The following is a 22,738-nucleotide window of genomic DNA, read 5'->3' as shown; positions in this document are numbered from 1 at the left end:
TTTTGTACTAGGGTAAAAGCACAGTTCCTTGTACAATAGTGGCTGTATTACCTGAGCCTATTGAAGTAACGTTAGCAGTATTATGCATATCTGTTTGGGTAATTGAGACCATGTTACCACCTGCACCATTCACAAAAACATCTGCATTATGTAATGTGCCAGTTTGAGAAATCATAATATCATTGTCCGTACCAAGCCAAGACTCTGCAACCGCGGTATTGGTATCGCCATTTTGGTCAATATCAACCACGGATGAAATATCTGAAGAGTCAGCGTAAGCTTTATTATCATTACCAATCTGATCGATAGTAAGTATGTTATCTGAACCAAATGTGCCCGCGCCAACATTAGCACCATAATAATTAGCCGAACCGGATAAATTACCTACAGAGTTGTTATCACCTTGCTGGACAACTGTAATAGAACTATTATCTCCAACCTCTGTTGATGCGCCCGCATAGTTATTATAACCAGTCTGTGAAATGGTTATTATGTTACCATAACTACCTGAATCTTGTTCAACAATAGCATTATTCAAGTTGCCAACTTGAACTATCGTCGCACTATCGCCATCACCCGCTTGGCTAACAGTTGCACTATTACCAGAACCAGATGCTGATCCGCTTTGAGAAACAGTTACAGTATTATCAATATTTGATTGACCGACGTCGGCTAAGTTATCAAAATCTGATTGGTTTACTGTGGCCGTTAAGCTCGTGCCAACTTGGTCAATCATCGCATTATTATTAACACCACCTTGATTTACCGTCGCTAAGCTACCAGTGTTTCCCATCTGATTAACATTAACGGTTCCATATTGGCCTGTTTGATAAACGAAAGCATCATCCTCATTACCAAGTTGTTGAACATTTGCAGTGTTATTTACATCACTTTGATAAACTTCGGCTTCGTTCGAGTTACCATTTTGGTTTATTGTGGCGTCACTAGCTAGAGCTGTTTGTGAAATATAACCTCGGTTACCATCATTGGTTTGAGTTAATACTGCTATCGTAGTGTCGCTACCTATCTCACCGAAATTTAAAGTTTTTTGATAAATATCACCGTCGTTACCAGCCCCTGTCTGAGTTATTTCAGCAACTGCAGAGTCTGATGCATCTTGATTAATATACGCATTATTACCTGTGCCTAAATGTTGAGTGATAGTTGCATTAGAATAATCAGACACATAATTATTGATCTCTGCTGTGTCACCCTCACCATATTGATAAATGGTTGAATTTGCTCCATCACCATTTTCTTGCATAATGTTAGCATTGTTACTATCACCAACTTGCATCACTAAGGCAGAAGCATTGTCACCATTATAAAATTGTTGCTCAATATTTGCGATATTATTATTACCATCTGTATCAATAGTAGCTGTAGCTGTTTGAGTGGTATTATGCTGATTAATATGGCCCTCATTTACATTACCACGTTGAGTAACAAATGCTTCAGTATTTGAAGTGTCCGCTTGGGTTACAGAAGCCGTATTTGTAGCACCTTCTTGACTAATCGTTGCATCATTATTGTCACTATTTAGTTGTTGCGTGACATTGGCAATATTGCCTGTACCAATTTGGCTCACATCGGCTTCATTGTCATCACTTGCATAAGCCCCTGCTGAAACCAATAATGCAGCCGAGACTAATAACGCTAATTTAGAATATTTCATCTTCGTATTTCCCTTTACTCTTAGTTAGATAAGTTTCCCTGGGTTACAACAACATGTTGTGATACTCCCCATTGGGTCACGCCTACAGCATTTCCGGAACCGTACTGCTGGATCCAAATCGCATTTTCATTACCGGTTTGATTTACAACAGCTAGGTTATCCGCTCCAATTTGATCAACATCAACCATCAAACTTGAACCAAATTGATTAAGTAACAGAACATTATTAAAACCAGCTTGAAGAATATGAGCTTCAATATCACTTCCCGATTGATTAGCAATGGCATAATTATTTGTACCCTGCTGTAGCGCGAGAATTTGATTATTAAAACCTGATTGAGTCGATATATAACGATTATTAACACCTTGTTGAGTTAAACTAAGGCCAAGCTCATCACCCACTTGATTGATATTAGCAATATTCCCAATAGTCATTAATTCATCAATTTCACTTATATCTTGGCTCAAGCTTGGAAAGGATAAAGCGCACACTGTTAATGCAATTGTGGCTGCCATAACCGTAAAATGATTTTGCTTTGTACGCTTTTTGAAGGTCATGCTTAAACCCCTTGTGTTTTGGAATCACTATCATCAATAGTTTTTCAAAACCTTTTTCCTTTGATAGTGTCAAAACTATGACACTTCAACGACAATAAAACATCACTCCACAGTATTAAACGATAATAGACATTTTGGCTAAAAGCTTAGGCACCCCCTACCTTTTTACTACGACTATAAAAATAGATAATATTAACAAAGAATTAAATAGTGCTAACAATGTAAACTCTTAATAGTTTGGGGTTTACAGACAAAATAAACGATTTTAATCTTGGCTTATATGAGATTGCTTAAACCAATAAGCTGGTCATTAATGCCAAGAATAGGACTATCGAGGTGACTTGCCAAAACCTGACGGGGTTACGGCTAATAAGAGGGACAAAATGTTGCGGGCGTTGATGAGCGCTGGCGGTAGTTAATTGGTGGATAAGTTCGCACGTGTCAGCTTGGCGAAGATTAGGTTCAATGTTTAAGGCTTTTTTTAAAGCATCATCAATCCAGGTGGGCACCATGGGATTAAGTTTATGAGCATTAACATATTCTAGGCGTAAAAAAGCTTGTCTGGTATTACATTTAGCCAATTTACCATTAAAAGGTAACTCACCGGCTAACATTTCATAGGCAATCACCGCTAATGAAAATAAGTCGGCTCTACCGTCTGCTTGATAACCTAATATGACCTCGGGAGCGGTGTAATCGGCGGTACCTAAAATATGGTCTCGGGTTAATGGGGTACTGATTTCAGCAACACCTTTGATAAAGCATGAACCAAAATCGATAATTTTAACCACGCCATCACGGGTAATAAAAATATTATCGGGTTTTAAATCTTGATGTAGTGTTTCTCGGCGATGAAATGCCCTTACACCTAATTCGATTTGTTTTAGCAGTAATAGAACCTCTTCTACCGGGGCTCTTTTATGCTGAACCAACCATTGCGCCAAGCTCACCCCAGGAAGGAATTCAGTCAAATAATACAATGCCGATTTAGGTTTATGTTGTTCAACCACGTTAACCACATGGGCACTGTTGATCCGTTGACCAATCCAGCTTTCAAGCATAAAACGTTCAATGTAGGCCGCGTCATCAATGTAATTAACTGATGGGGTTTTCATGCAAAATGCTTGTTGCTGATCATTCTCAACACGATACACCTGGCTACGTTGCGATTGATGAATAATGTGGGTGACTCGATAACCATCAAGCTTCATCCCTACACCCAGGGGAGGCGGAAATGGCCGTTTAGATAAGCTTAGATATACATCATCAATGGCTTGTTTCGGTAAGTGACTAACACACAAAAGTTGCGCGCTGAGGTTGTCTTTACTGCCTAAATCATAGGCTTTTTTTATTAATAATTGGCAAAACTGTTCGCACAGTTCATCTGATAATTGAGGGTGCTGCTGACAAAAAGCGGCTAATTTTTGTTGTAATTCAAACTCTGTCAATTGATCGTGTATACCGTCTGTGGTTAATAAATACAGATCATCTTGCTCGACACTCAGCGCTTTGTAATCAACATCGAGTTTAACGTCCATCCCCAATGCGCGGGTTAGATATTGATGTGATGCGTTTATTTTTGTGCTGTGGTCATGGGTTAATTGGCTTAATTCTGCGCGGCGAAAACGATAAATACGTGAATCACCCACATGTAACATGTGCACAGTGCATGACTTAAATACTAATGTACTAAAGGTACACACATAACCTCGCCGAGCATCACGATAATCTTGCCCTAACCCATAAAGCCAACGGTTTAATGCAGTTAATACTTTGGCGCTCGAAGTTTGCACACTCCAGCTATCAGGGGTGGAATAATAATCAGCTAAAAAATTACTCACGCTAATGGCTGAAGCTTGTGCGCCTCCCTCTGCCGTACTGACACCGTCGCTGATAACACTCACAATCCCTTTAGTCATCAGGGAAACGCCACTGGGGATGCGGATCCCTATCGCATCTTCGTTTTGCGATTTACGACCTTTTTCAGAGGCTTGCCCCACTACCAATTGCAAGCTGGTTGCAAAAGGCAGCGTGTCATCTATCACAGGGCTGGCATGTGTATCTAACTTAAGAGGCATAGGTTTCCTGCTGTAATAACGATCCCACTCGAACGGTTCGCCTAACTGACGCTTATTAAGGTGACTTCGCCGTCTTCATTCACTTCGGCGATATGACCTTTAGGCTCATTCATAAAAAATAAGGTAATAAAACCAAATACGGCACTCACTGCAATCACATAGAAGAACGTTTGCGTCGATACCATTGAATATACCGTTAAGAAAAACACTGCGCCAACATTTCCGTACGCGCCTGTCATACCGGCAATTTGGCCCGTCAAACGGCGCTTAATGAGTGGCACGGCCGCAAATACTGCACCCTCACCGCCTTGAACAAAGAAAGAACATGCCATCACCACAACTACCGCAAGGGGAAGTGACCAGCTTGAGTCTATTTGAGCGACGGATAAATACCCAATTGCTAAGCCTGCAGTTAAAATCAATAGCGTGGTCTTACGGCCAAACTTATCACTTAACCAACCACCGCCAGGGCGAGACATCAGGTTCATAAAGGCATAGCTTGATGCCACCATACCTGCTTGCGCCATGCCTAAGGCAAAGGTTTCGGCAAAAAATAGCGGCAGCATAGACACCACAGCCAGCTCAGAACCAAAGGTGGTAAAGTACAGCACATTTAATACAGCCACCTGTTTAAACTCGTAGCGCTCAAACTCTGGTACTTCAACAGAAAAAAGATGCTTATTAACTTGATAGGTTTGATAAAAATCAATTAAAAATACAAACACTAAACCGGCGTAAATCAAGTTTGTGACATCTTGGGTAAACATGCTGACACCCGCTGGCGACAACTTCCAGCCCAATAGGGCTAGCGTTGCGTACATGGGCACTTTCATGACAATCAGTAACACTAAATCACTTTTACTGGTGACTTCTAAACCACCGCCTTTTTTAGGCTTAAAATAGGTCGACCCCTTTGGAGTATCTGTTACGTTAAAATAATATACAAAGGCAAATAGTAAACTCATTAAACCTGTTAACCCAATGGCATAACGCCAGCCATCAGGGCCACCAAATGTCAATGCAATTGCCGGTAATGAAAAGGCCGCGGCGGCAGAGCCAAAGTTACCCCAACCACCGTAAATGCCCTCTGCGGTGCCTAACTCTTTGGCTGGAAACCATTCACTGACCATACGGATACCAATCACAAAGCCTGCACCAATAAAACCAATTAAAAAGCGGGCTAATGCGAGCTGCTCAAATGAGTCGGCAACGGCAAACATAAAGCACGGGATTGAACAAATCGCCAAGAGTGCAGAATACGTAATACGCGGACCATATTTATCGGTCACCATCCCAATGATGATTCGCGCCGGAATCGTTAATGCCACATTGAGGATCAACAAAGTTTTAATTTGCGCGGTGGTCAGCCCCAAGCTGTCAGCAATCACACTCACCAACGGTGCGGCGTTAAACCACACAACGAAGGTGATAAAAAAGGCCATCCAGCTTAAATGCATAACTTTCATTTTGCCGCTAAAAGAAAACAGCTTAAATTTTTCAGCACTCATAGCAATACTCCCTATGCCTTAGCCAATACAAGGACCTGGCCTTGTTCGGTTTTAATATCAAATGGACTGGCTATTAAGGTATTGTCTTCAATACATACACCTGTCGTTAAACGATAATGTTGTTTATACAATGGCGAAGCCACACACAACTCCCCTTCCATTTCACAAATTAACCCACGCGCCAATAACCCTACCCCAGTTGCAGGATCAATATTATCGATGGCATACAAACCGTCTCTACCCAGATTAAAAATAGCAACGGGATTGCCCGCAACCCACGCGGCTATACCTGTACCTAATGGTAAATTGGCTTCATTACACACATTTATCCAGCTCATGCTAGTACCTCATCTTTCGTGGTTTGTTGCTCGGTAATATCTTTTATTGCAATGGTGCCTGCACCTGCATCTTTAATATTAGGAAAGCGCTGTTCGCGTACACGTTGGTATGCATTAGCGTCAGCGACTGGCGCATCACTCGGATTAACAAATTCATTAAAACGCGCTAAGAATGCGGGTTGTTCGAGGCTGGTTTTCCATTCACATTGATAGGTTGCAGCAATCAAATCCATTTGTTGTTCTAGGGTTGAGTTGATCCCTAATGCATCATCAATCACCACCGATTTTAAATACGCCAAGCCGCCTTCTAATGAATCCATCCAGGTAGAGGTGCGCTGCAGTTTGTCTGCGGTTTTGACGTAAAACATCAAAATGCGGTCGATGTATTGATAAAGCGCTTCAGAAGATAAGTCGGTAGCAAATAAGTCGCCATGACGTGGGCGCATGCCGCCATTACCGGCAACATAGAGGTTCCACCCTTTGTCGGTTGCGATTACGCCGATGTCTTTACTTTGTGCTTCGGCGCATTCACGGGTACAACCCGATACGGCAAACTTCAATTTATGCGGGCTGCGTAAGCCCTTGTAACGATTTTCTAAATCGATGGCAAAACCCACCGCATCTTGCACGCCATATCGGCACCAGGTACTGCCCACACAAGACTTAACGGTACGCAGAGATTTGCCATAGGCATGGCCGGTTTCAAAGCCTGCATCAATGAGCTTTTTCCAAATTTCAGGTAATTGTGACAAGGTTGCACCAAACATATCGATACGTTGGCCACCAGTAATCTTGGTATACAAATCATAGTCCTGAGCAATTTGCCCCATTGCGATTAACTTGGCAGGAGTAATTTCGCCACCAGCAACCCGTGGCACAATAGAATAAGTGCCGTCTTTTTGAATATTGCCTAAATACGCATCATTGGTGTCTTGCAGTTGCACATGGCCGCTGTCTTGATTTAATACATATTGGTTTTGTAAGCTGGCAAAAATAGAGGCCGCTGCGGGTTTGCAAATATCGCAACCATACGTGTGGCCACTGGCGGAAGGCTTGCCGTGTTGACGCATTAGCGAGTCAAAATCATTAATACCTTCCACTTGGCATAGGTGGTACAAGGCTTGTCTGTCGTGCTCAAAGTGGGCACAAATCCCGGCATTAAAATCCACACCTTCAGCTTGCAAAGTCTGATCAATAATTTTTTGCACGACAGGCGCACAACCACCACATCCCGATGCTGCACGAGTACAGGATTTAATCTCAGCCATTTTGTGGCTGCCCGCTTTAACCGCATCAACAATGTCGCCTTTCGTCACTTGGTGACAAGAACACACAATAGAAGTGTCTTTTAAATCAGCCTCATCTTCAGCACCAGCAAGCAATAGTTCAACTGCCGAGCCTGCAATTTCATCCTGCGATAAGTACAAATCAAGTAGGCGGCTGTAATCACTGTTGTCGCCAATCAGCACCGCCCCCTTTAATAACGTGCCGCTTTCATCTAACCAGAGTTTTTTGTAAATGCCGGCCTGATTATCAGACAGTTCAACGAATTGGGCATTGTCAAAACCTCTGCTTGCGCCAATCGCGGCTACATCGACACCCAGTAGCTTTAATTTGGTGCTCATGTCTGCACCAGTAAATGTTTGGGCTTTGGTATCAGACACGCTTGATGCAATATGAGAGGCAGCAACTCGAGCCATTTGATACCCCGGCGCCACTAAACCAAAGATTTTTTGTTCCCATAACGCACATTCACCAATGGCATAGACATCCGGTGCAGAGGTTAAACACCAATTATCAATTTCAATCCCCCCTCGTTCGCCGATGCTGATATTTGACACTCTTGCAAGCTGATCTTGTGGGCGAATACCGGCGGAAAAGACAATCATGTCAGTTTCAAGAAACGACTCATCATTAAATGTCATGCGGTGCAATGCGGCTTCGCCATCAATAATTGCCGTTGTGGCTTTAGATGTATGAACACTGACACCTAATTCTTCGATTTTACTGCACAGCAATTCACCGGCTTTATCATTTAGCTGAACGGGCATCAATTGTGGCGCAAACTCAACAACATGGGTTTTAACACCCAGTTGTTTCATCGCATTGGCGGCTTCTAGCCCCAGCAATCCACCACCCACAACGACTCCAACTTTACTGTTTGCTGCAGCAGCTTGAATGGCCTGTAAATCTTCAATGGTACGATAAACCAAACATTGATCGCGTTCGTTGCCGTTAATCGGCGGCACAAAAGGAAATGAACCCGTTGCCAACACCAATTGTTCGTATACGTAACTTTGCCCTTTTGCACTGGTGAGGGTTTTATTCGCCGTATCAATCGCAGTGATCTGCGTATTTAAATGCAGGGAAATCCCCCAATCTTGATAATCCTGCGCACTGGTTAGCATTAACGGATCAGCACTGCCAGTCTCAAAGTATTTAGATAACTGTACCCGGTCATATGCAGGACGAGGCTCTTCACCAAACACATGTACATCAAATATTTTATTAAGCCCTAAACTACACACCTGCTCAATAAAGTGATGACCTACCATGCCATTACCAACAACCATTAATTTGGGTTTTGAGACTGCCATATCTAACTCCTTCACGCCTTATTCTGTAAAAAACAAAAGGCGCCAACTCCACTTAAAGAGTTGGCGCCATTGCCAGTTACAATCCGAATGTAAAATGTTACTGCTTAAGAATATACGGCTGTAAACCCTTATCCTCACTCAGTATCTTAATAAGCTGTTGCAGGCTCCATGCCAACAACAGGTAAAACATAAAATCTTGATTTCTATATAAAAACCAATCAACAACCTTTGTGTGACATGACCGACATGTCCACCTTAGACGCAGCCGCACCATAATGAGGCGCACCACTTTTGCTCACTGCTGAATGAGCTTGTTTTTCTTGGGTTGTTGAGTGTGTTGTTGAATGTGTCGTGCGACTCACAACGGCAATAATTTGTGCTGACATTTGCGCCAATGTAACGCCTTTTTGCATTGCTTGTTGCTGAATAATTTGATGTGCTTTTGTTTCATCAAAACCTTGTTGCATTACAATTAACTTTGCTTGGCTAAGCAATTTTATGCCGCGAATTTCTTCATCTAGTTTTTTGAATTCGGCAATCGTTTTGCTTGCCGCACTGAAACGGGCTTGCGCTAAACTCACCACGCTGGTTAACCGGTTAACCGTTAACATTTCAGGTATAAATGTGATGCGACCACAGTCAAGTAAATGAGTCAGTTCGGTTTGTTGCCATGTTTTAGCGTTAACAATTATCACTAAGGGCTTACTGGCTAAAATACGTTGGATTAGCCCCAAAATATGACCTTGTAAAGAATCCGTTAGCACCAATAAGGTATCAAAATGTTGCTGCTGCAAACGCTGTTCAATTTTGGTAACTGAAGTTAATATAGTGACAGGACCAAAGGCGGTTAAACAGGCTTGATATTGTGCTATGTCGCAATCAGCAACCGGTACCGCCGAAAAGCTAGTGTCACAAAAAATTAAACTGCGCATAACCACTCCTTATTAACCATTGAATCCGTTTTATCTGTGACGATTAATCGCGCAGACCAATATTGTAGACTCAATTTTTTTAATTGTTCTGCTGTTAAACCAGATATGTAATCTTCTGATTTGTAATGTAATAAATATAAAATAGCCATCAAAGTCGCTTGTACGCTGCTCAATGCTTGCTCAATCATCGAACATGACATCAATGCCTTCATCGCTTTGCTGTCAAAAGGCGTCATTTCGTGCCACAACAGTGCAAGTGCTTGCGAAGACAGCTCTGCCTGGCCGACTTTTGCACCAGAAAAAGCCGTTAATAATGTGGCAATATCGACATTCGACATTGCGATATCACTTTGTAAACCATTAACGATACTCATTGAGGTTTCTACGCGTGGATTCAGTTCGGTTTCGCCTTGCAAACCTTTAAAAATGGCGACTACACCCGGTTGATAACTGTGTTGTTTAAATAACATTTGGCTCACGCCTTGATGAATTTTATCGATGCCTGGATGAAAATAACTGCGTAAGCTCAGTGGCGCATTGCTCGGGTTAATACAACGAACAGCGATTTGAATTAAACTGCGTAATCCTAGCTCTTGGTGTAATTGACGACATTCATCGAGCACTGGTGCTATATCACCGGCTCGCACATACACTATGCCTGAACGGTCTAATTCAGATTTAGCGGTTAATGGATCTTTACAGCGCACAATATCAAGTGCATCAATACATGACTCAACATGTCGACGATGCGGTAACGCTTGGCTATCTCCGTGCAGTAAGACTCGGACACCATGATTAGCCAGTAATTTTGCCACCAATAATAACCAGGGTAATTGCTCACGTTTACCGGCATATACTGGCCAGTCAATTTCAACGTTTAATTGGCTCCACCCCATATCAATGGTGTGACGTAACCCAGCGACCACACCCGCAACTTCTGCCACCGTTTCGCCGCGAACCCGCATTAACATCATCGCACTGGCCATTTGCACCGGCGTCACTTTAGCTTGCGCAAAGCCTTGTATCAGCAAACTTGCCTCGGCGAACGTTAAACTGCGTGAACCTTTTTCACCTTTACCTAAGGCTTTGATCAGTAATCTAAAGTCAAATTCAGCCACTGAGGTTAAGGTTAACTCACCTATTTTAGGCATACATGGCCTCATACTGAGTTGAGTTATCAATATCTGTTAATAACGTGGCTAATTGTTGTCCGACGCTGACAACCTCACCGATAATAATCAATGTTGGCCCCGCATCGCGTATCGACATTGCTGCATGTGCCATTGAAGATACCGTTGCATACGTGATGATTTGATTCGTGCGGCCGCCGTTAGTGATAAATGCCACCGGCAATGAGCCCTGACAATTGGCTTCGAGCAACCCTGTTGCAATGCGATTGGCTTGCTCTTTGCCCATATAAAACACCAGGGTCGATTGAGCGGCTAATAATGCTTGCCATTGCGTTGGAGCGCCAGCATTGTCGGCATCCGTCATTTTTGTGCCAGTAATTAAAGTGACGCTGCGCGCCATACCGCGAAATGTCAGTGGGATCCCAGTACTCGATGCACTCCCAAGCGCCGCTGTAACGCCGGCAATAAATTGCGATCTGACATTGTGCTCGGCTAAATAAAGCGCCTCTTCAGCTCCGCGGCCAAAAATATGCGGGTCACCACCTTTTAGGCGCACCACTTTACGGCCTTGTTTAGCAAGCTTAAGTAATAATGCGTTAATGTCTTCTTGTTTAATGCTCGGCTGGCCGCAACGTTTGCCGACAAAATGACGCTGACAATGACTACTGACTAAAGTCAAAATGTCACTGCTGACTAAGCTGTCGTACACTAATGCATCAGCTTGGGCGACAATGCGCGCCGCTTTAATCGTCATTAAATCAAGCTGGCCACATCCAGCACCTACAATGGCAACTTCACCAGGGTGTAACGCGGTAACAGAGTCGCCGCCAATAGGCTCAACACGTTGGATTAATCCATCAAGGGTATTCATTAGGCGACATCCTCTTCTGTTACATTAGGGTATTGATAATCGGTATACGATAAAGCCTCTTGCCAATGTGACTGCGCGCACTGCTTTACTTCACTGTTGCAGCTGCCGCATTGACGACCACAACCCAGTGTGGATTGAGTAATATCCAAGGCGTTGGCAAAGCTCAGCTTTTGCAGGCCGTCATTAAACATTTGTTGATCAAATTGCGCGTTAATCTCATCTGCGATTTGTGCTTGAGTCACCCCAGTACAAGCACAGACGAGTGGACTATTACCCGCTTGAATTTGTTGGTGTAACTGCTTTATAAATGCAGAGTCTAGTTGTTTACCAATAAATCCATTTAGCGGCTCTAGAGCCAATGCGATTTGGCTTGAAGAGAGGATTTTAAGCGCGGTAACACTGTTTTTAACCATGTTACATTGAATATAAAAACATTGATTATTGTAGGTAAATGACCATGACAATGAGTGAGGCGTTGCCTGATATGTAAAGCTTTTTTCAGAGTAACTAAAGCCCACATGATGACAAACTCCGCTAGACAAGGTTTGTGCAACTTGCCAGCATAGGCCGTCTGCGGCGGGATCATGCAACCCAAATACCACGCCCTGCAATGCCAGTTCGATGCGCGTTAAGTTCACCGGTTGGCATTTAAACCCAGGTTGTTGTGATAAAGGATCGACACGGTTATCAATAGCCTGGTTAACTCCTTTACCCAATGAAAACTGGGCCGACCAATGCATTGACATAAAAGCGATATTCGCAGGCATATCTTCATCGGCGACGACTCTGGCTGTTGCCTTATTCTGCTCAGTATTTTTTTGTGCTGTACAATTTTGTGCAGAACGATTGGCTTGCATATCATTGATAGCGTCAATACGGACTAAATCACCGTCTGATAATAATAACGAGGCGAGCTTGTTTGGGTTAAGTTGAATGATTGGTTCTGGGATACTCGCGCGTAAGCTGGCAATATGACCAGTGCGCGTCATGGTATGCCATTGATCGCGACTGCGGCCACTATTGAGTAATACGGTCGTTTCTGCTGTGTCAGTTGTTTCTGCTGTATTGAGGCCCCTAGGTACGATAAATTGCGCTTTAGCGCTTGGCGTGGCAAACATACCTTGGCTAAATAAACGTAAACCGGTTTGGCCAATATGCTCTGCTGAAGCGATGGGCCATTGAGTCGGAGCTAAATGATCATATTCTTGCTGGGTTAAATTCGCTAATCCACTGATGTCGAATACTTTACCGGCAAAAGTTTGCTTAACTTGAGCAGACAAACGGGCAAATTCATTAAACACACTGGCATTAGTTTTAAATTCAAATCCCTGAAAACCCATTTTTTGTGCAACCTGGCTTATCGCCCACCAATCAGGTTTACTTTGGCCTTTTGGCACGATAAAACCACGTTGGCGGCTTATTGTGCGTTCACTATTGGTTACTGTGCCACACTTTTCCGACCACCCTTGTGCAGGTAATAAAACATCTGCCAGTTTTGCGGTATCTGAATCTGGAGTGATTTCTGACACCACCACAAAGGGGCAATCAGCCAATGCTTGAGCAATCTTATTACTGTTTGGCAATGACACCACAGGATTAGTCCCCATGATCCAAATGGCTTTTATTTTACCTTCAGCAAGCGCATCAAACATATCAACGGCGGCTAAGCCTTTTTTGTCTGCTACGGCATCGACTTGCCAGAAGTTAGCTAATAATTGTTGTTCTGGCGTAGAAAATCCCATATGACACGCCAATTGTGTTGCTAAGCCTCCCACCTCACGACCACCCATTGCATTGGGTTGCCCTGTCAGTGAGAAAAAACCGCATCCCGCCTGGCCGATGTGGCCTAGCGCAAGATGACAATGAATAATCGCTTGGGTTATTTCAGTACCAATGACCGACTGATTAACGCCTTGGCATGAAGCAGTAAGCACTTTATTGTCATTAATAAACAGCTGATAAAATAGAGTTAATGCAGCTAAAGACACGCCAACTTGTTTAGCAAGGCTAGCTAGATTGCAACTTAATTGCTGGGCGCTTTCAATAATCTCGTTATAACCCTGAGTGTGAGCAGCAATAAAGTCATGATTGACACTGTTACTGTCGGCTAAAAAGCCGAGCAAGCCATGAAACAAGGCTAAATCTGCACCTGGTTTAATGGCTAAATGAATATCCGCTTGTTTGGCTGTTGCTGTTGCAATGGGGTCGATAACCACTAACTGGCTGTGATTAGCCTTTTGGGCCGCTAAAATGCGTTGAAACAATACTGGGTGGGTCCAGGCTGTATTTGCACCAATCAATACTATAACGTCTGCGTGCTCAATATCATCGTAACAACCTGGCACTACATCCTCACCAAAGCTGCCCTGCATCGCACTCACCGCAGATGACATACAAAGGCGTGAATTAGTGTCAACGTTAGCTGTCTTTAAATAGCCTTTGGCAAATTTGTTTGCGACATAATAATCTTCAGTAAGTAGCTGTCCAGAAAGGTACAGTGCGACTGAATCTGGGCCAAATTCGGCAATGGTATTGGCAAACTTATCGGCAATTAAGCTGCTTGCGTCATCCCAATTTATCGGCTTTCCAGAGCGTAACATCGGATACCGAAGCACATTAGGTTGGGCTAAACTATCGAGGAGTCGCTCACCTTTAGCACATAAATGTCCATGGTTGGCAGGATGGTTAATGTCACCTGTAAGCGTTAAATTTGCGCGTCCAACATTTTCCCAATCAGCTTGAGTTGAGGACACACTAACCCCGCATCCGACACCACAATAAGCACAAGTTGATTGGATAACTGACATACTTTGACCCTTTCGCATTCATCATTTATTGATGTTAGTACTGCGAAAGCTGTGCCAAAAAATTAACTTACTGATTTAACGTAGAATTAGAAAATATAATATTGAGTTTGCCCCAACATTTGCGCAACAAAAGTGCAAGGCAGCACAACTAAAGTGCGTATCTACTTGAAAATAATGGCATTTATATACCTACAAAGAGGTATACCAGTACTGAGGAGAGACTATTTTTAACTCGTTAAAAATAAAAATACCGACGCTAAGGTCGGTATTTTCTACTTAATCTTGTAGATTATTCTGCGGTACGACCATCATCATGACAAGTGTCACAAGTTGGCTTTTCGCCTACAACGGCATCGTGAGGTGCGTGACAATCTGCACACATTAGCATGCCGTCATGCGCTTGGTGAGTAGCGTCCATTTCCTCAAGAGAGCCGTGACAACTTTGACATTGTTCGAACTCAAATTCTCCATCAGCTGATGGCTCGCCGTCAGCGTGACAGCTTTCACAGCCACCCATTTCAACGTGAAAATCAGCAAGATTTTCATCAGCAGCGAATGATGCTGAAGACATCATTACAGCAAATCCAGCGGCAAACAAAGCACTAAGTAGTTTATTGCTCATCATTTATTCCTCCATTATGTGTGTATGTTCGCATTCTTTTTAACCGATGCGGAACAGGCACAGCAGCACGATACTTTACTTAAAAATAGCTCAACTTTTATAGATAGTATTAATCAATATCAATAGAGTTATAAAAGTAGTTAACCAATTAACTTTAAGCAAAATTAATTTAGATTTGGTAATAATAGCAGTCTTATCCACCCAAATATGTGCGCTACATCATGTAACTCGATGGTTTTTCGTCAATAAATTCAAGTTAACCGCAACCAATTTGCAGTGTTGAATTGTTAACGTTGCAATCAAACACAACGACGATGAGTAAAATATGCTCGTTTAGTGTAGTATTTCACGCAGCAAAATTAGCATAATAAAAAGCCCCAACATATTGGGGCTAAAGTAGTGATGACAAATATAACTAGTATTAATCGCGTGTCTTTTCGAGGCGTGCGAGTAGGCTCGATGTGTCCCAGCGGTTACCTTTCATCGATTGTACTTCAGAATAAAACTGATCAACTAATGCGGCCACTGGCAAATGACTGCCATTTCGACGCGCTTCATCTAATGCAATACCTAAATCTTTGCGCATCCAATCAATAGCAAAACCAAAATCATATTTACCTTGCCACATAGTTTGATAACGATTTTCCATTTGCCAGCTTTGCGCTGCACCTTTACTGATAACTTCAATCACTTTAAGGCCATCTAAACCGGCACTTTTGGCAAAGTGAAGCCCTTCTGCTAAACCTTGAACCACGCCAGCAATACAAATTTGATTAACCATTTTGGTCAGTTGCCCTGAGCCCACCGGCCCTAGAAGCTCGGCGCAGCGGCTGTACGCAGCAATCACAGGTTTAACGCCATCAAAGTCGGCAGGCTCGCCGCCCATCATCACCGTTAACACACCATTTTCGGCCCCGGCTTGACCACCCGACACTGGCGCATCTAGAAAGGCAATATTAAGTGGCTTAATATGCGCAGCTATCTCACGAGCAACATCCGCAGAAGCCGTTGTGTGATCGACCAACACTGAACCTGCATGCATGCCGTGAATCACACCTTGTTCACCCAACACCACTTGGCGAAGGTCATCATCATTACCGACACAGGTAAACACAATATCCTGGCCTTTCGCAGCATCTTTTGGTGTCGCGGCAGATTGACCACCATATTGCTCAACCCACTTAGCGGCTTTTGCGGCGGTACGATTGTAGACGGTGACCTCATGGCCACTGTTAACTAAATGCCCTGCCATCGGGTACCCCATAACGCCTAAACCAATAAATGCGACTTTGGCCATGATGTTTTCCTTATTTATTCAACTGAAGGTTTAACGTGAGCTTCCATTTCTGCGCCAATACGCTTGCGCATATCCATCAAGCGTAATGCACTATCGCGTAAGCGAATGTCATCGGCATTAGCTGGGATCCATTCAGGTACTGACGTCGGTTTACCATCATCATCGACAGCGACCATAATCACAATACAATGCGTGGTTAAATGACGCTCTGAATCTTTAGGATCGCCCGCTTTAACATCGATGCCAATATGCATTGATGTTGTACCGGTATAAATCACTTTACCCGTCACTTCAACAATATTACCCACATGGATGGGTTTAACAAAACGAATGCCGCCCGCATAAACAGTAATACAATACTTACCACTCCATCCGGCTGCCGCTGCATAAGCCGCTAAATCGATCCATTTCATTACCGCACCACCGTGCACCTTACCGCCGAAATTAACATCTGCAGGTTCGGCCAAAAAACGCAATGTAAGCTGTCTATCTTTACCGGCCATAAAGCCTCCAATTCATTCGATGGTGTACCGCACGTCATTAAAATCGACAACGATACACTGAGTACTTTTACAAAAAAAGCGCACTAGGCGCTTTTTTTAAATGATGTACATTAATCAGCTTTTTTGAACAACAACGAGCCGTTTGTGCCACCAAATCCAAATGAGTTACATAAGGCGTAATCAAATTGATGACGACGAGAGGTGTGCGCAACAAAGTCTAAGTCGCAACCTTCATCAGGGTTATCTAAGTTAATAGTTGGCGGCACATGTTGGTCGCGCAGTGCAAGCAAGGTAATGATGGCTTCAATAGCACCTGCTGCGCCGAGTAAATGCCCGGTCATTGACTTAGTTGAGCTCACTAACAAATCATAAGCGTGAGGACCAAAGACCGCTTTAACCGCGGCAGCTTCCGCTTTATCACCGGCATTAGTTGAAGTGCCATGGGCATTAATATAACCCACTTGCTCTTTTTGAATTTGTGCATCGTTAATCGCGTTAACCATTGCAGCGGCAGCACCTGCGCCATCACTTGGCGGTGATGTCATGTGAAATGCATCGCCACTCATGCCAAAGCCCACTAATTCGCCGTAAATTTTGGCACCACGTGCTTTAGCACGTTCGTACTCTTCCATCACAATCACACCTGCGCCATCGCCAATCACAAAGCCGTCACGGTCTTTGTCCCATGGACGGCTTGCTGCAGTGGGATCATCATTGCGTGTCGACAATGCTTTAGCGGCACTAAAACCGGCTACGCCTAATGGGCTGGTCACATCTTCTGCACCGCCAGCAACCATCACATCGGCATCGCCGTAAGCAATTGTGCGGGCAGCAAAACCAATATTATGCACCCCAGTAGTACAAGCAGTGGTCACAGCAAAGTTAGGGCCAGTCATGCCATACATAATCGATAAATGTCCGGCAATCATGTTAATAATGGTGCTTGGTACAAAAAATGGTGACACTTTACGTGGTCCACCATTAAGTAATGCTGAATGGCCTTGTTCAATTAACCACATACCGCCCATGCCTGCACCAATTGCAGTGCCAACACGCGATGGGTTTTCTTGACTCATATCAAGACCTGAGTCTTTAACGGCTTGAATGCCAGCAGCCATGCCGTATTGGATAAATAAATCCATTTTACGCGCATCTTTTTTTGATAAATATTGTTCGACGTCAAAATCTTTTACCGAACCACTGAAACGAGTACCAAATTCGCTGGCATCAAACTTAGTGATTGGCGCAATACCACTCTGACCTGCCAATAAGGCATTCCAAGAAGACTCGACATCATTACCTACTGGAGTCACAAGCCCAAGACCTGTGATGACGACACGACGTTTAGACATGATATTCACCTTTAAATAAAATCTGCCACGATGCCATTATTGCGATAACGCTAAAAAGAGATATAAGGGGGGTATTCTAGTGCAATTAAATGGAACGAGCGTTTACAAATGCTTTAAACATTAACAGGCGGCATAAATGCCGCCTGTTAATGTGAATTCTTGATTACTGATTCTTAGAAACGTAATCGATCGCTGCTTGAACAGTAGTGATCTTTTCAGCTTCTTCGTCAGGGATCTCGGTATCAAACTCTTCTTCTAGAGCCATAACCAATTCAACCGTGTCTAGAGAATCAGCGCCTAAATCGTCTACAAAAGAAGCAGCTGATTTAACGTCTTCTTCTTTAACGCCAAGTTGTTCGATGATGATTTTCTTTACACGTTCTTCGATGTTGCTCATTAGTTTTCTTTCCTATTCAAATTACGCACTTGCGTAAGATTGCGAGTAGTTTATTCGAATTAGATAACAATGCAAGCATAGATTTTGTGGTCTAACCACAAAAATTAACATTGAATTATCACTAACCCTGACTCAAATGAAGGTAGTTTCCTACCTATCGCCCTTAAACCATGTACATACCGCCATTCACATGCAATGTTTCGCCTGTGATGTAAGCGGCTGAATCTGAGGCCAAAAACAATACTGCATTGGCAATTTCTTGTGCTTGCCCTAAACGTTCCATCGGAACTTGCGACATAATAGCTTGTTGCTGCTCCGGTGTCAGCTCATCTGTCATATCTGTCTGAATAAATCCAGGCGCAATAGCATTCACTGTTATTTGACGAGATGCAACCTCTCTTGCAAGAGATTTTGTAAATCCAATCAAACCAGCTTTTGCTGCCGAGTAATTTACTTGGCCAGCATTACCCATTGTACCTACTACTGAACCGATACTGATAATACGTCCGAAACGTTTTTTCATCATAGATCGCATTACTGGTTTAGACAATTTAAATAACGACGTCAAGTTTGTGTCGATAATGTCTTGCCATTCATCGTCTTTCATTCGCATCATTAAATTGTCGCGGGTAATACCTGCGTTGTTGATGAGAATATCAACTTCACCCGTTTTTTCTTTGATCTGGCTATATAAATCGGCAACCGATTGAGTATCAGTGACATTTAACACCATCCCAAAGCCTTTGTCACCTAAGTATTGTTGAATTGCTGCTGCGCCCTTTTCACTGGTAGCGGTACCAATGACGACTGCGCCAGCTTGTTGTAGCGATTCAGCAATTGCACGGCCAATGCCACGACTGGCGCCGGTAACAAGCGCTACCTTACCGTCTAAACTGATGCTAAAGCTCATAAAAACTCCTTTATTCGGTTAATGCTGCAAATGAGGCAACATCATTGACTGCTTGAGCGGATATTGATTTATTAATTCTTTTTGTTAAACCCGTTAACACTTTACCCGGGCCGCACTCAACTAAATTTGTAACACCTTGTGTCGCCATGAACTCAACCGTCTCACTCCAGCGCACAGGACAATATAATTGGCGTACTAATGCGTCTTTAATCGCCTCGCCTTCAGTGGGCATTGCCACATCAACATTATTAATTACGTTAATGTTAGGCACTGAGAAGGTCACTTCAATTAACGCTTTGGCTAATTCATCAGCAGCGGGCTTCATTAACGCACAGTGAGACGGCACACTAACAGGCAAGGCAACAGCCATTTTAGCGCCAGCGGCTTTACACGCTGCGGCAGCACGTTCTACTGCGGCTTTTTCACCGGCAATCACGACTTGTCCAGGGCTGTTGTAATTTACAGGGCTCACAACGGCACCTTCAGCAGCTTCTTCACATGCAGTTGCTATAGCATCATCCGCAAGACCAATAATGGCAAACATTGCGCCAGAACCCGCTGGCACAGCTTGTTGCATTAATTTACCGCGCAGTTCAACTAATTTAACCGCGTCAGTAAACTCAATCACACCCGCACACACTAACGCTGAGTATTCACCTAAGCTGTGACCTGCAAGTAATGAAGGCATTGGCTTATTTGATGCTTGATAAGCGCGCCAAATAGCCACACTTGCGGTTAATAACGCTGGTTGAGTTTTGTCTGTTTCATTTAAGGTTTCTGCAGGGCCATTTGCCACAAGATCCCATAAATTGTAGCCTAGTGCGTCACTCGCCTCGGCAAAAGTTTGCCCAATAATCTCATGAGATTGTGCCAGTTCAGCTAACATTCCTACGGCCTGAGAACCTTGACCAGGAAATACAAAAGCAACATTTTCCATAAACGCTTACCTGTATAAATAAATGAATAATTAAAAACGAATTAACGCACTGCCCCAGGCAAAACCGCCACCAAAGGCTTCGAGTAATAATAGGTGTCCGCGTTGAATACGACCATCTCGTACGGCTTCATCAAGCGCGATAGGCACTGAAGCTGCAGAGGTATTACCGTGTTTGGCAAGAGTAAGCACCACTTTATCTAAACTCATGCTGAGTTTTTTAGCGGTGGCATTAATAATGCGGAAGTTGGCTTGATGCGGCACTAACCAATCAATTTCAGATTTATCGACATTATTGAGGCGTAAGGTTTCAGTGACCACATTCGATAATTGCGTCACCGCAACTTTAAATACGTCATTGCCTTTCATGGTCATAAAACTGACTGCTTCAGAGCTTTCACTTGAGCGAGGAGGAAAAGCGCACTTTAATAAGTCGCCTTGACTGCCGTCGGCATAAATATGGGTTGCAATAATACCTGGGCTATCGCTTGCACCAATCACGGCTGCGCCAGCACCATCACCAAATAGAATAACGGTTGTTCGATCGGCAGGATCGCACATGCGCGACAGCACATCTGCGCCTATGACTAATACTTTTTTAGCTGCACCGTTTTTCACAAACTGGTCTGCAACTGACAACGCATAGACAAAACCAGAACACGCAGCTGCAATATCAAAGGCAGGAATATTCTTAACGCCTAGTAAAGCTTGGATTTCGCAGGCAGCTGCGGGGAATGCATTGGTTGCACTGGTTGTGCCGCAAACAATCATATCGAGCTCGCTCGCGTCAATGCCGGCCATTTCAAGTGCTTTTAATGCCGCTTGATGGCCCATGGTTGCAACCGACTCATCTATAGCAGCGATTCGCCGCTCAGAGATACCCGTTCTATCAACAATCCATTGGTCATTGGTTTCAACCATTTTTTCGAGATCTTGATTGCTACGTACTTGCACAGGCAGATAGCTGCCCGTTCCGAGAATTTTTGTGTGCATATATGAGATCAGCTATTGATGTCTAAAAGAATCGACTCCAAACGATCTTTAATCATTTCAGGAAGACGACGTTTTGCTTCTGTTGCTGCTAAATTTAATGCTTGTAAAAATGCAGCTTCATCCGCGTTACCATGACTCTTTACTACTATTCCGCGCAATCCTATCAGACTTGCACCATTATAGTGGTCGGGGTTCATCTTACTGAGAACAGCTTGTATGTGTGGAGCGATGAGTTTGGAGAGTAAACGAACAAAAAAGCCGTCTTTTAAACCGCGCTTTAATTGATGCACTAATAACTTGGCAATGCCTTCAGAGGTTTTTAGGGTAATGTTGCCCACAAAACCATCACAGACAATCACATCCACGTTACCGGTATATATTTCATCGCCTTCAACAAAACCAATGTAATTGATTTGATCAGTATGCTGAAGCAACTGACCTGCTTGTTGAACTTGATCGTTACCTTTAACCTCTTCAATGCCCACATTCAATAATGCCACTTTCGGGCGTGCTTTTTTATGGACAGCTTCACATAACACTGATCCCATAATGGCAAATTGAAATAAGGCTTCTGAATCGCAAGACACATTTGCGCCTAAATCGAGTAAATAAACCGGCTTGCCCGTCATTGCGGGTAAACAAGACACTAACGCAGGTCTATCAATGCCTGGTAAGGTTTTTAATAACACCTTAGCCATTGCCATTAACGCGCCAGTGTTCCCTGCACTCACACAGGCGGCCGCTTTTCCGTCACGTACTAATTCAAGCGCAAGTCTCATTGAGCTGTTTTTACGCGAACGCAAAGCATGAACGGGCCTATCACACATGGTGACAACTTCAGTAGTGTGGATTATTTCGATGCGATCAAGATAAGTAGAAGGAGTTTCAGGTAGATATTTTTGTATTTCGGTTTGATTACCAACCAAAATAATTTTGAGGGTGCTATGAAATTTCAATGCCTGCATTGCTGCAGGCACTGTCACGTGGGGACCATGATCGCCCCCCATCGCATCTAACGCAAGCGTCAGATTTGTCATCAGATAGTCAACAAATTACTTGTTGATTACCTTTTTACCGCGGTAGAAACCATCAGCAGTCACGTTGTGACGTAGATGTAATTCACCGCTAGTTGCGTCAACTGATAATTGAGCAGTGCTCAATGCATCATGTGAACGACGCATGCCGCGCTTTGAACGTGATTTTTTATTCTGTTGTACAGCCATTTGACCTGTCTCCT

Annotated in this window: 20 protein-coding genes; all 20 read right to left on the bottom strand. The window is 43.5% G+C overall.

Features of this window, described 5'->3' with window-relative positions; translation table 11 throughout:
• Positions 1-7 precede the first annotated feature (7 nt).
• On the bottom strand, positions 8-1,675 hold the full coding sequence (locus IEY48_RS11460) for a beta strand repeat-containing protein (RefSeq protein ID WP_188920407.1): 1,668 nt from the start codon (positions 1,673-1,675) through the stop codon (positions 8-10).
• A gap of 20 nt (positions 1,676-1,695) precedes the next feature.
• Entirely contained in the window at positions 1,696-2,232 is a 537-nt protein-coding gene (locus tag IEY48_RS11455) for a curlin (RefSeq protein WP_188920404.1), read from the bottom strand.
• 290 nt (positions 2,233-2,522) lie between these two features.
• Positions 2,523-4,310: a bifunctional protein-serine/threonine kinase/phosphatase gene (locus tag IEY48_RS11450; RefSeq protein ID WP_188920402.1), complete on the bottom strand. Its 1,788-nt coding sequence runs from the start codon at positions 4,308-4,310 to the stop codon at positions 2,523-2,525.
• 41 nt (positions 4,311-4,351) lie between these two features.
• Positions 4,352-5,818 carry a NarK family nitrate/nitrite MFS transporter gene (locus IEY48_RS11445; protein WP_188920400.1) on the bottom strand — a complete coding sequence of 489 codons (1,467 nt, stop codon included), beginning with the start codon at positions 5,816-5,818 and terminating at the stop codon, positions 4,352-4,354.
• Between the two features lie 11 nt (positions 5,819-5,829).
• The gene (gene nirD, locus IEY48_RS11440) at positions 5,830-6,156 is read right to left on the bottom strand and encodes a nitrite reductase small subunit NirD (RefSeq protein WP_188920398.1); all 327 of its coding nucleotides are present in this window, start codon (positions 6,154-6,156) and stop codon (positions 5,830-5,832) included.
• A complete protein-coding gene (gene nirB, locus IEY48_RS11435) occupies positions 6,153-8,753 on the bottom strand; it encodes a nitrite reductase large subunit NirB (RefSeq protein ID WP_188920396.1) in 2,601 nt (866 codons plus the stop codon). The genes nirD and nirB overlap by 4 nt, the downstream gene beginning before the upstream one ends.
• Positions 8,754-8,971: 218 nt before the next feature.
• The gene (locus IEY48_RS11430; protein WP_188920394.1) at positions 8,972-9,685 is read right to left on the bottom strand and encodes an ANTAR domain-containing response regulator; all 714 of its coding nucleotides are present in this window, start codon (positions 9,683-9,685) and stop codon (positions 8,972-8,974) included.
• Positions 9,673-10,836 (bottom strand): glycosyl transferase, encoded by a 1,164-nt coding sequence (locus IEY48_RS11425; protein ID WP_188920393.1) that lies wholly within the window; start codon positions 10,834-10,836, stop codon positions 9,673-9,675. Before IEY48_RS11425 ends, IEY48_RS11430 begins: the two co-directional genes overlap by 13 nt.
• Entirely contained in the window at positions 10,829-11,686 is an 858-nt protein-coding gene (cobA, locus tag IEY48_RS11420) for a uroporphyrinogen-III C-methyltransferase (protein ID WP_188920391.1), read from the bottom strand. Before cobA ends, IEY48_RS11425 begins: the two co-directional genes overlap by 8 nt.
• Positions 11,686-14,493 (bottom strand): nitrate reductase, encoded by a 2,808-nt coding sequence (locus IEY48_RS11415; RefSeq protein ID WP_188920388.1) that lies wholly within the window; start codon positions 14,491-14,493, stop codon positions 11,686-11,688. Before IEY48_RS11415 ends, cobA begins: the two co-directional genes overlap by 1 nt.
• Positions 14,494-14,782: 289 nt before the next feature.
• The gene (gene cctA, locus IEY48_RS11410) at positions 14,783-15,115 is read right to left on the bottom strand and encodes a tetraheme c-type cytochrome CctA (RefSeq protein WP_188920440.1); all 333 of its coding nucleotides are present in this window, start codon (positions 15,113-15,115) and stop codon (positions 14,783-14,785) included.
• A gap of 421 nt (positions 15,116-15,536) precedes the next feature.
• The gene (locus IEY48_RS11405) at positions 15,537-16,412 is read right to left on the bottom strand and encodes an NAD(P)-dependent oxidoreductase (protein ID WP_188920386.1); all 876 of its coding nucleotides are present in this window, start codon (positions 16,410-16,412) and stop codon (positions 15,537-15,539) included.
• Positions 16,413-16,426: 14 nt separating this feature from the next.
• On the bottom strand, positions 16,427-16,915 hold the full coding sequence (locus tag IEY48_RS11400; protein ID WP_188920384.1) for an acyl-CoA thioesterase: 489 nt from the start codon (positions 16,913-16,915) through the stop codon (positions 16,427-16,429).
• A 110-nt stretch (positions 16,916-17,025) separates the two neighbouring features.
• Positions 17,026-18,267: a beta-ketoacyl-ACP synthase II gene (gene fabF, locus IEY48_RS11395; protein WP_188920382.1), complete on the bottom strand. Its 1,242-nt coding sequence runs from the start codon at positions 18,265-18,267 to the stop codon at positions 17,026-17,028.
• Positions 18,268-18,430: 163 nt separating this feature from the next.
• A complete protein-coding gene (gene acpP / locus IEY48_RS11390) occupies positions 18,431-18,664 on the bottom strand; it encodes an acyl carrier protein (RefSeq protein WP_011496723.1) in 234 nt (77 codons plus the stop codon).
• Between the two features lie 163 nt (positions 18,665-18,827).
• Complete coding sequence (gene fabG, locus IEY48_RS11385; RefSeq protein ID WP_188920380.1) at positions 18,828-19,574, bottom strand: 3-oxoacyl-ACP reductase FabG; 747 nt, start codon at positions 19,572-19,574, stop codon at positions 18,828-18,830.
• Between the two features lie 10 nt (positions 19,575-19,584).
• Positions 19,585-20,511 carry an ACP S-malonyltransferase gene (gene fabD / locus IEY48_RS11380; RefSeq protein WP_188920378.1) on the bottom strand — a complete coding sequence of 309 codons (927 nt, stop codon included), beginning with the start codon at positions 20,509-20,511 and terminating at the stop codon, positions 19,585-19,587.
• A 30-nt stretch (positions 20,512-20,541) separates the two neighbouring features.
• The gene (locus tag IEY48_RS11375) at positions 20,542-21,501 is read right to left on the bottom strand and encodes a beta-ketoacyl-ACP synthase III (RefSeq protein ID WP_188920376.1); all 960 of its coding nucleotides are present in this window, start codon (positions 21,499-21,501) and stop codon (positions 20,542-20,544) included.
• Positions 21,502-21,509: 8 nt separating this feature from the next.
• Positions 21,510-22,538 carry a phosphate acyltransferase PlsX gene (plsX, locus tag IEY48_RS11370; RefSeq protein WP_188920374.1) on the bottom strand — a complete coding sequence of 343 codons (1,029 nt, stop codon included), beginning with the start codon at positions 22,536-22,538 and terminating at the stop codon, positions 21,510-21,512.
• Between the two features lie 15 nt (positions 22,539-22,553).
• Positions 22,554-22,724 carry a 50S ribosomal protein L32 gene (rpmF, locus tag IEY48_RS11365; RefSeq protein ID WP_011496728.1) on the bottom strand — a complete coding sequence of 57 codons (171 nt, stop codon included), beginning with the start codon at positions 22,722-22,724 and terminating at the stop codon, positions 22,554-22,556.
• Positions 22,725-22,738: the final 14 nt, after the last annotated feature.

It is taken from the genome of Shewanella saliphila (assembly GCF_014648295.1).
Lineage (GTDB): Bacteria > Pseudomonadota > Gammaproteobacteria > Enterobacterales > Shewanellaceae > Shewanella > Shewanella saliphila.
Note: the sequence above shows the minus strand (reverse complement) of the source record. Positions and strands in the feature narration are given on the sequence as shown.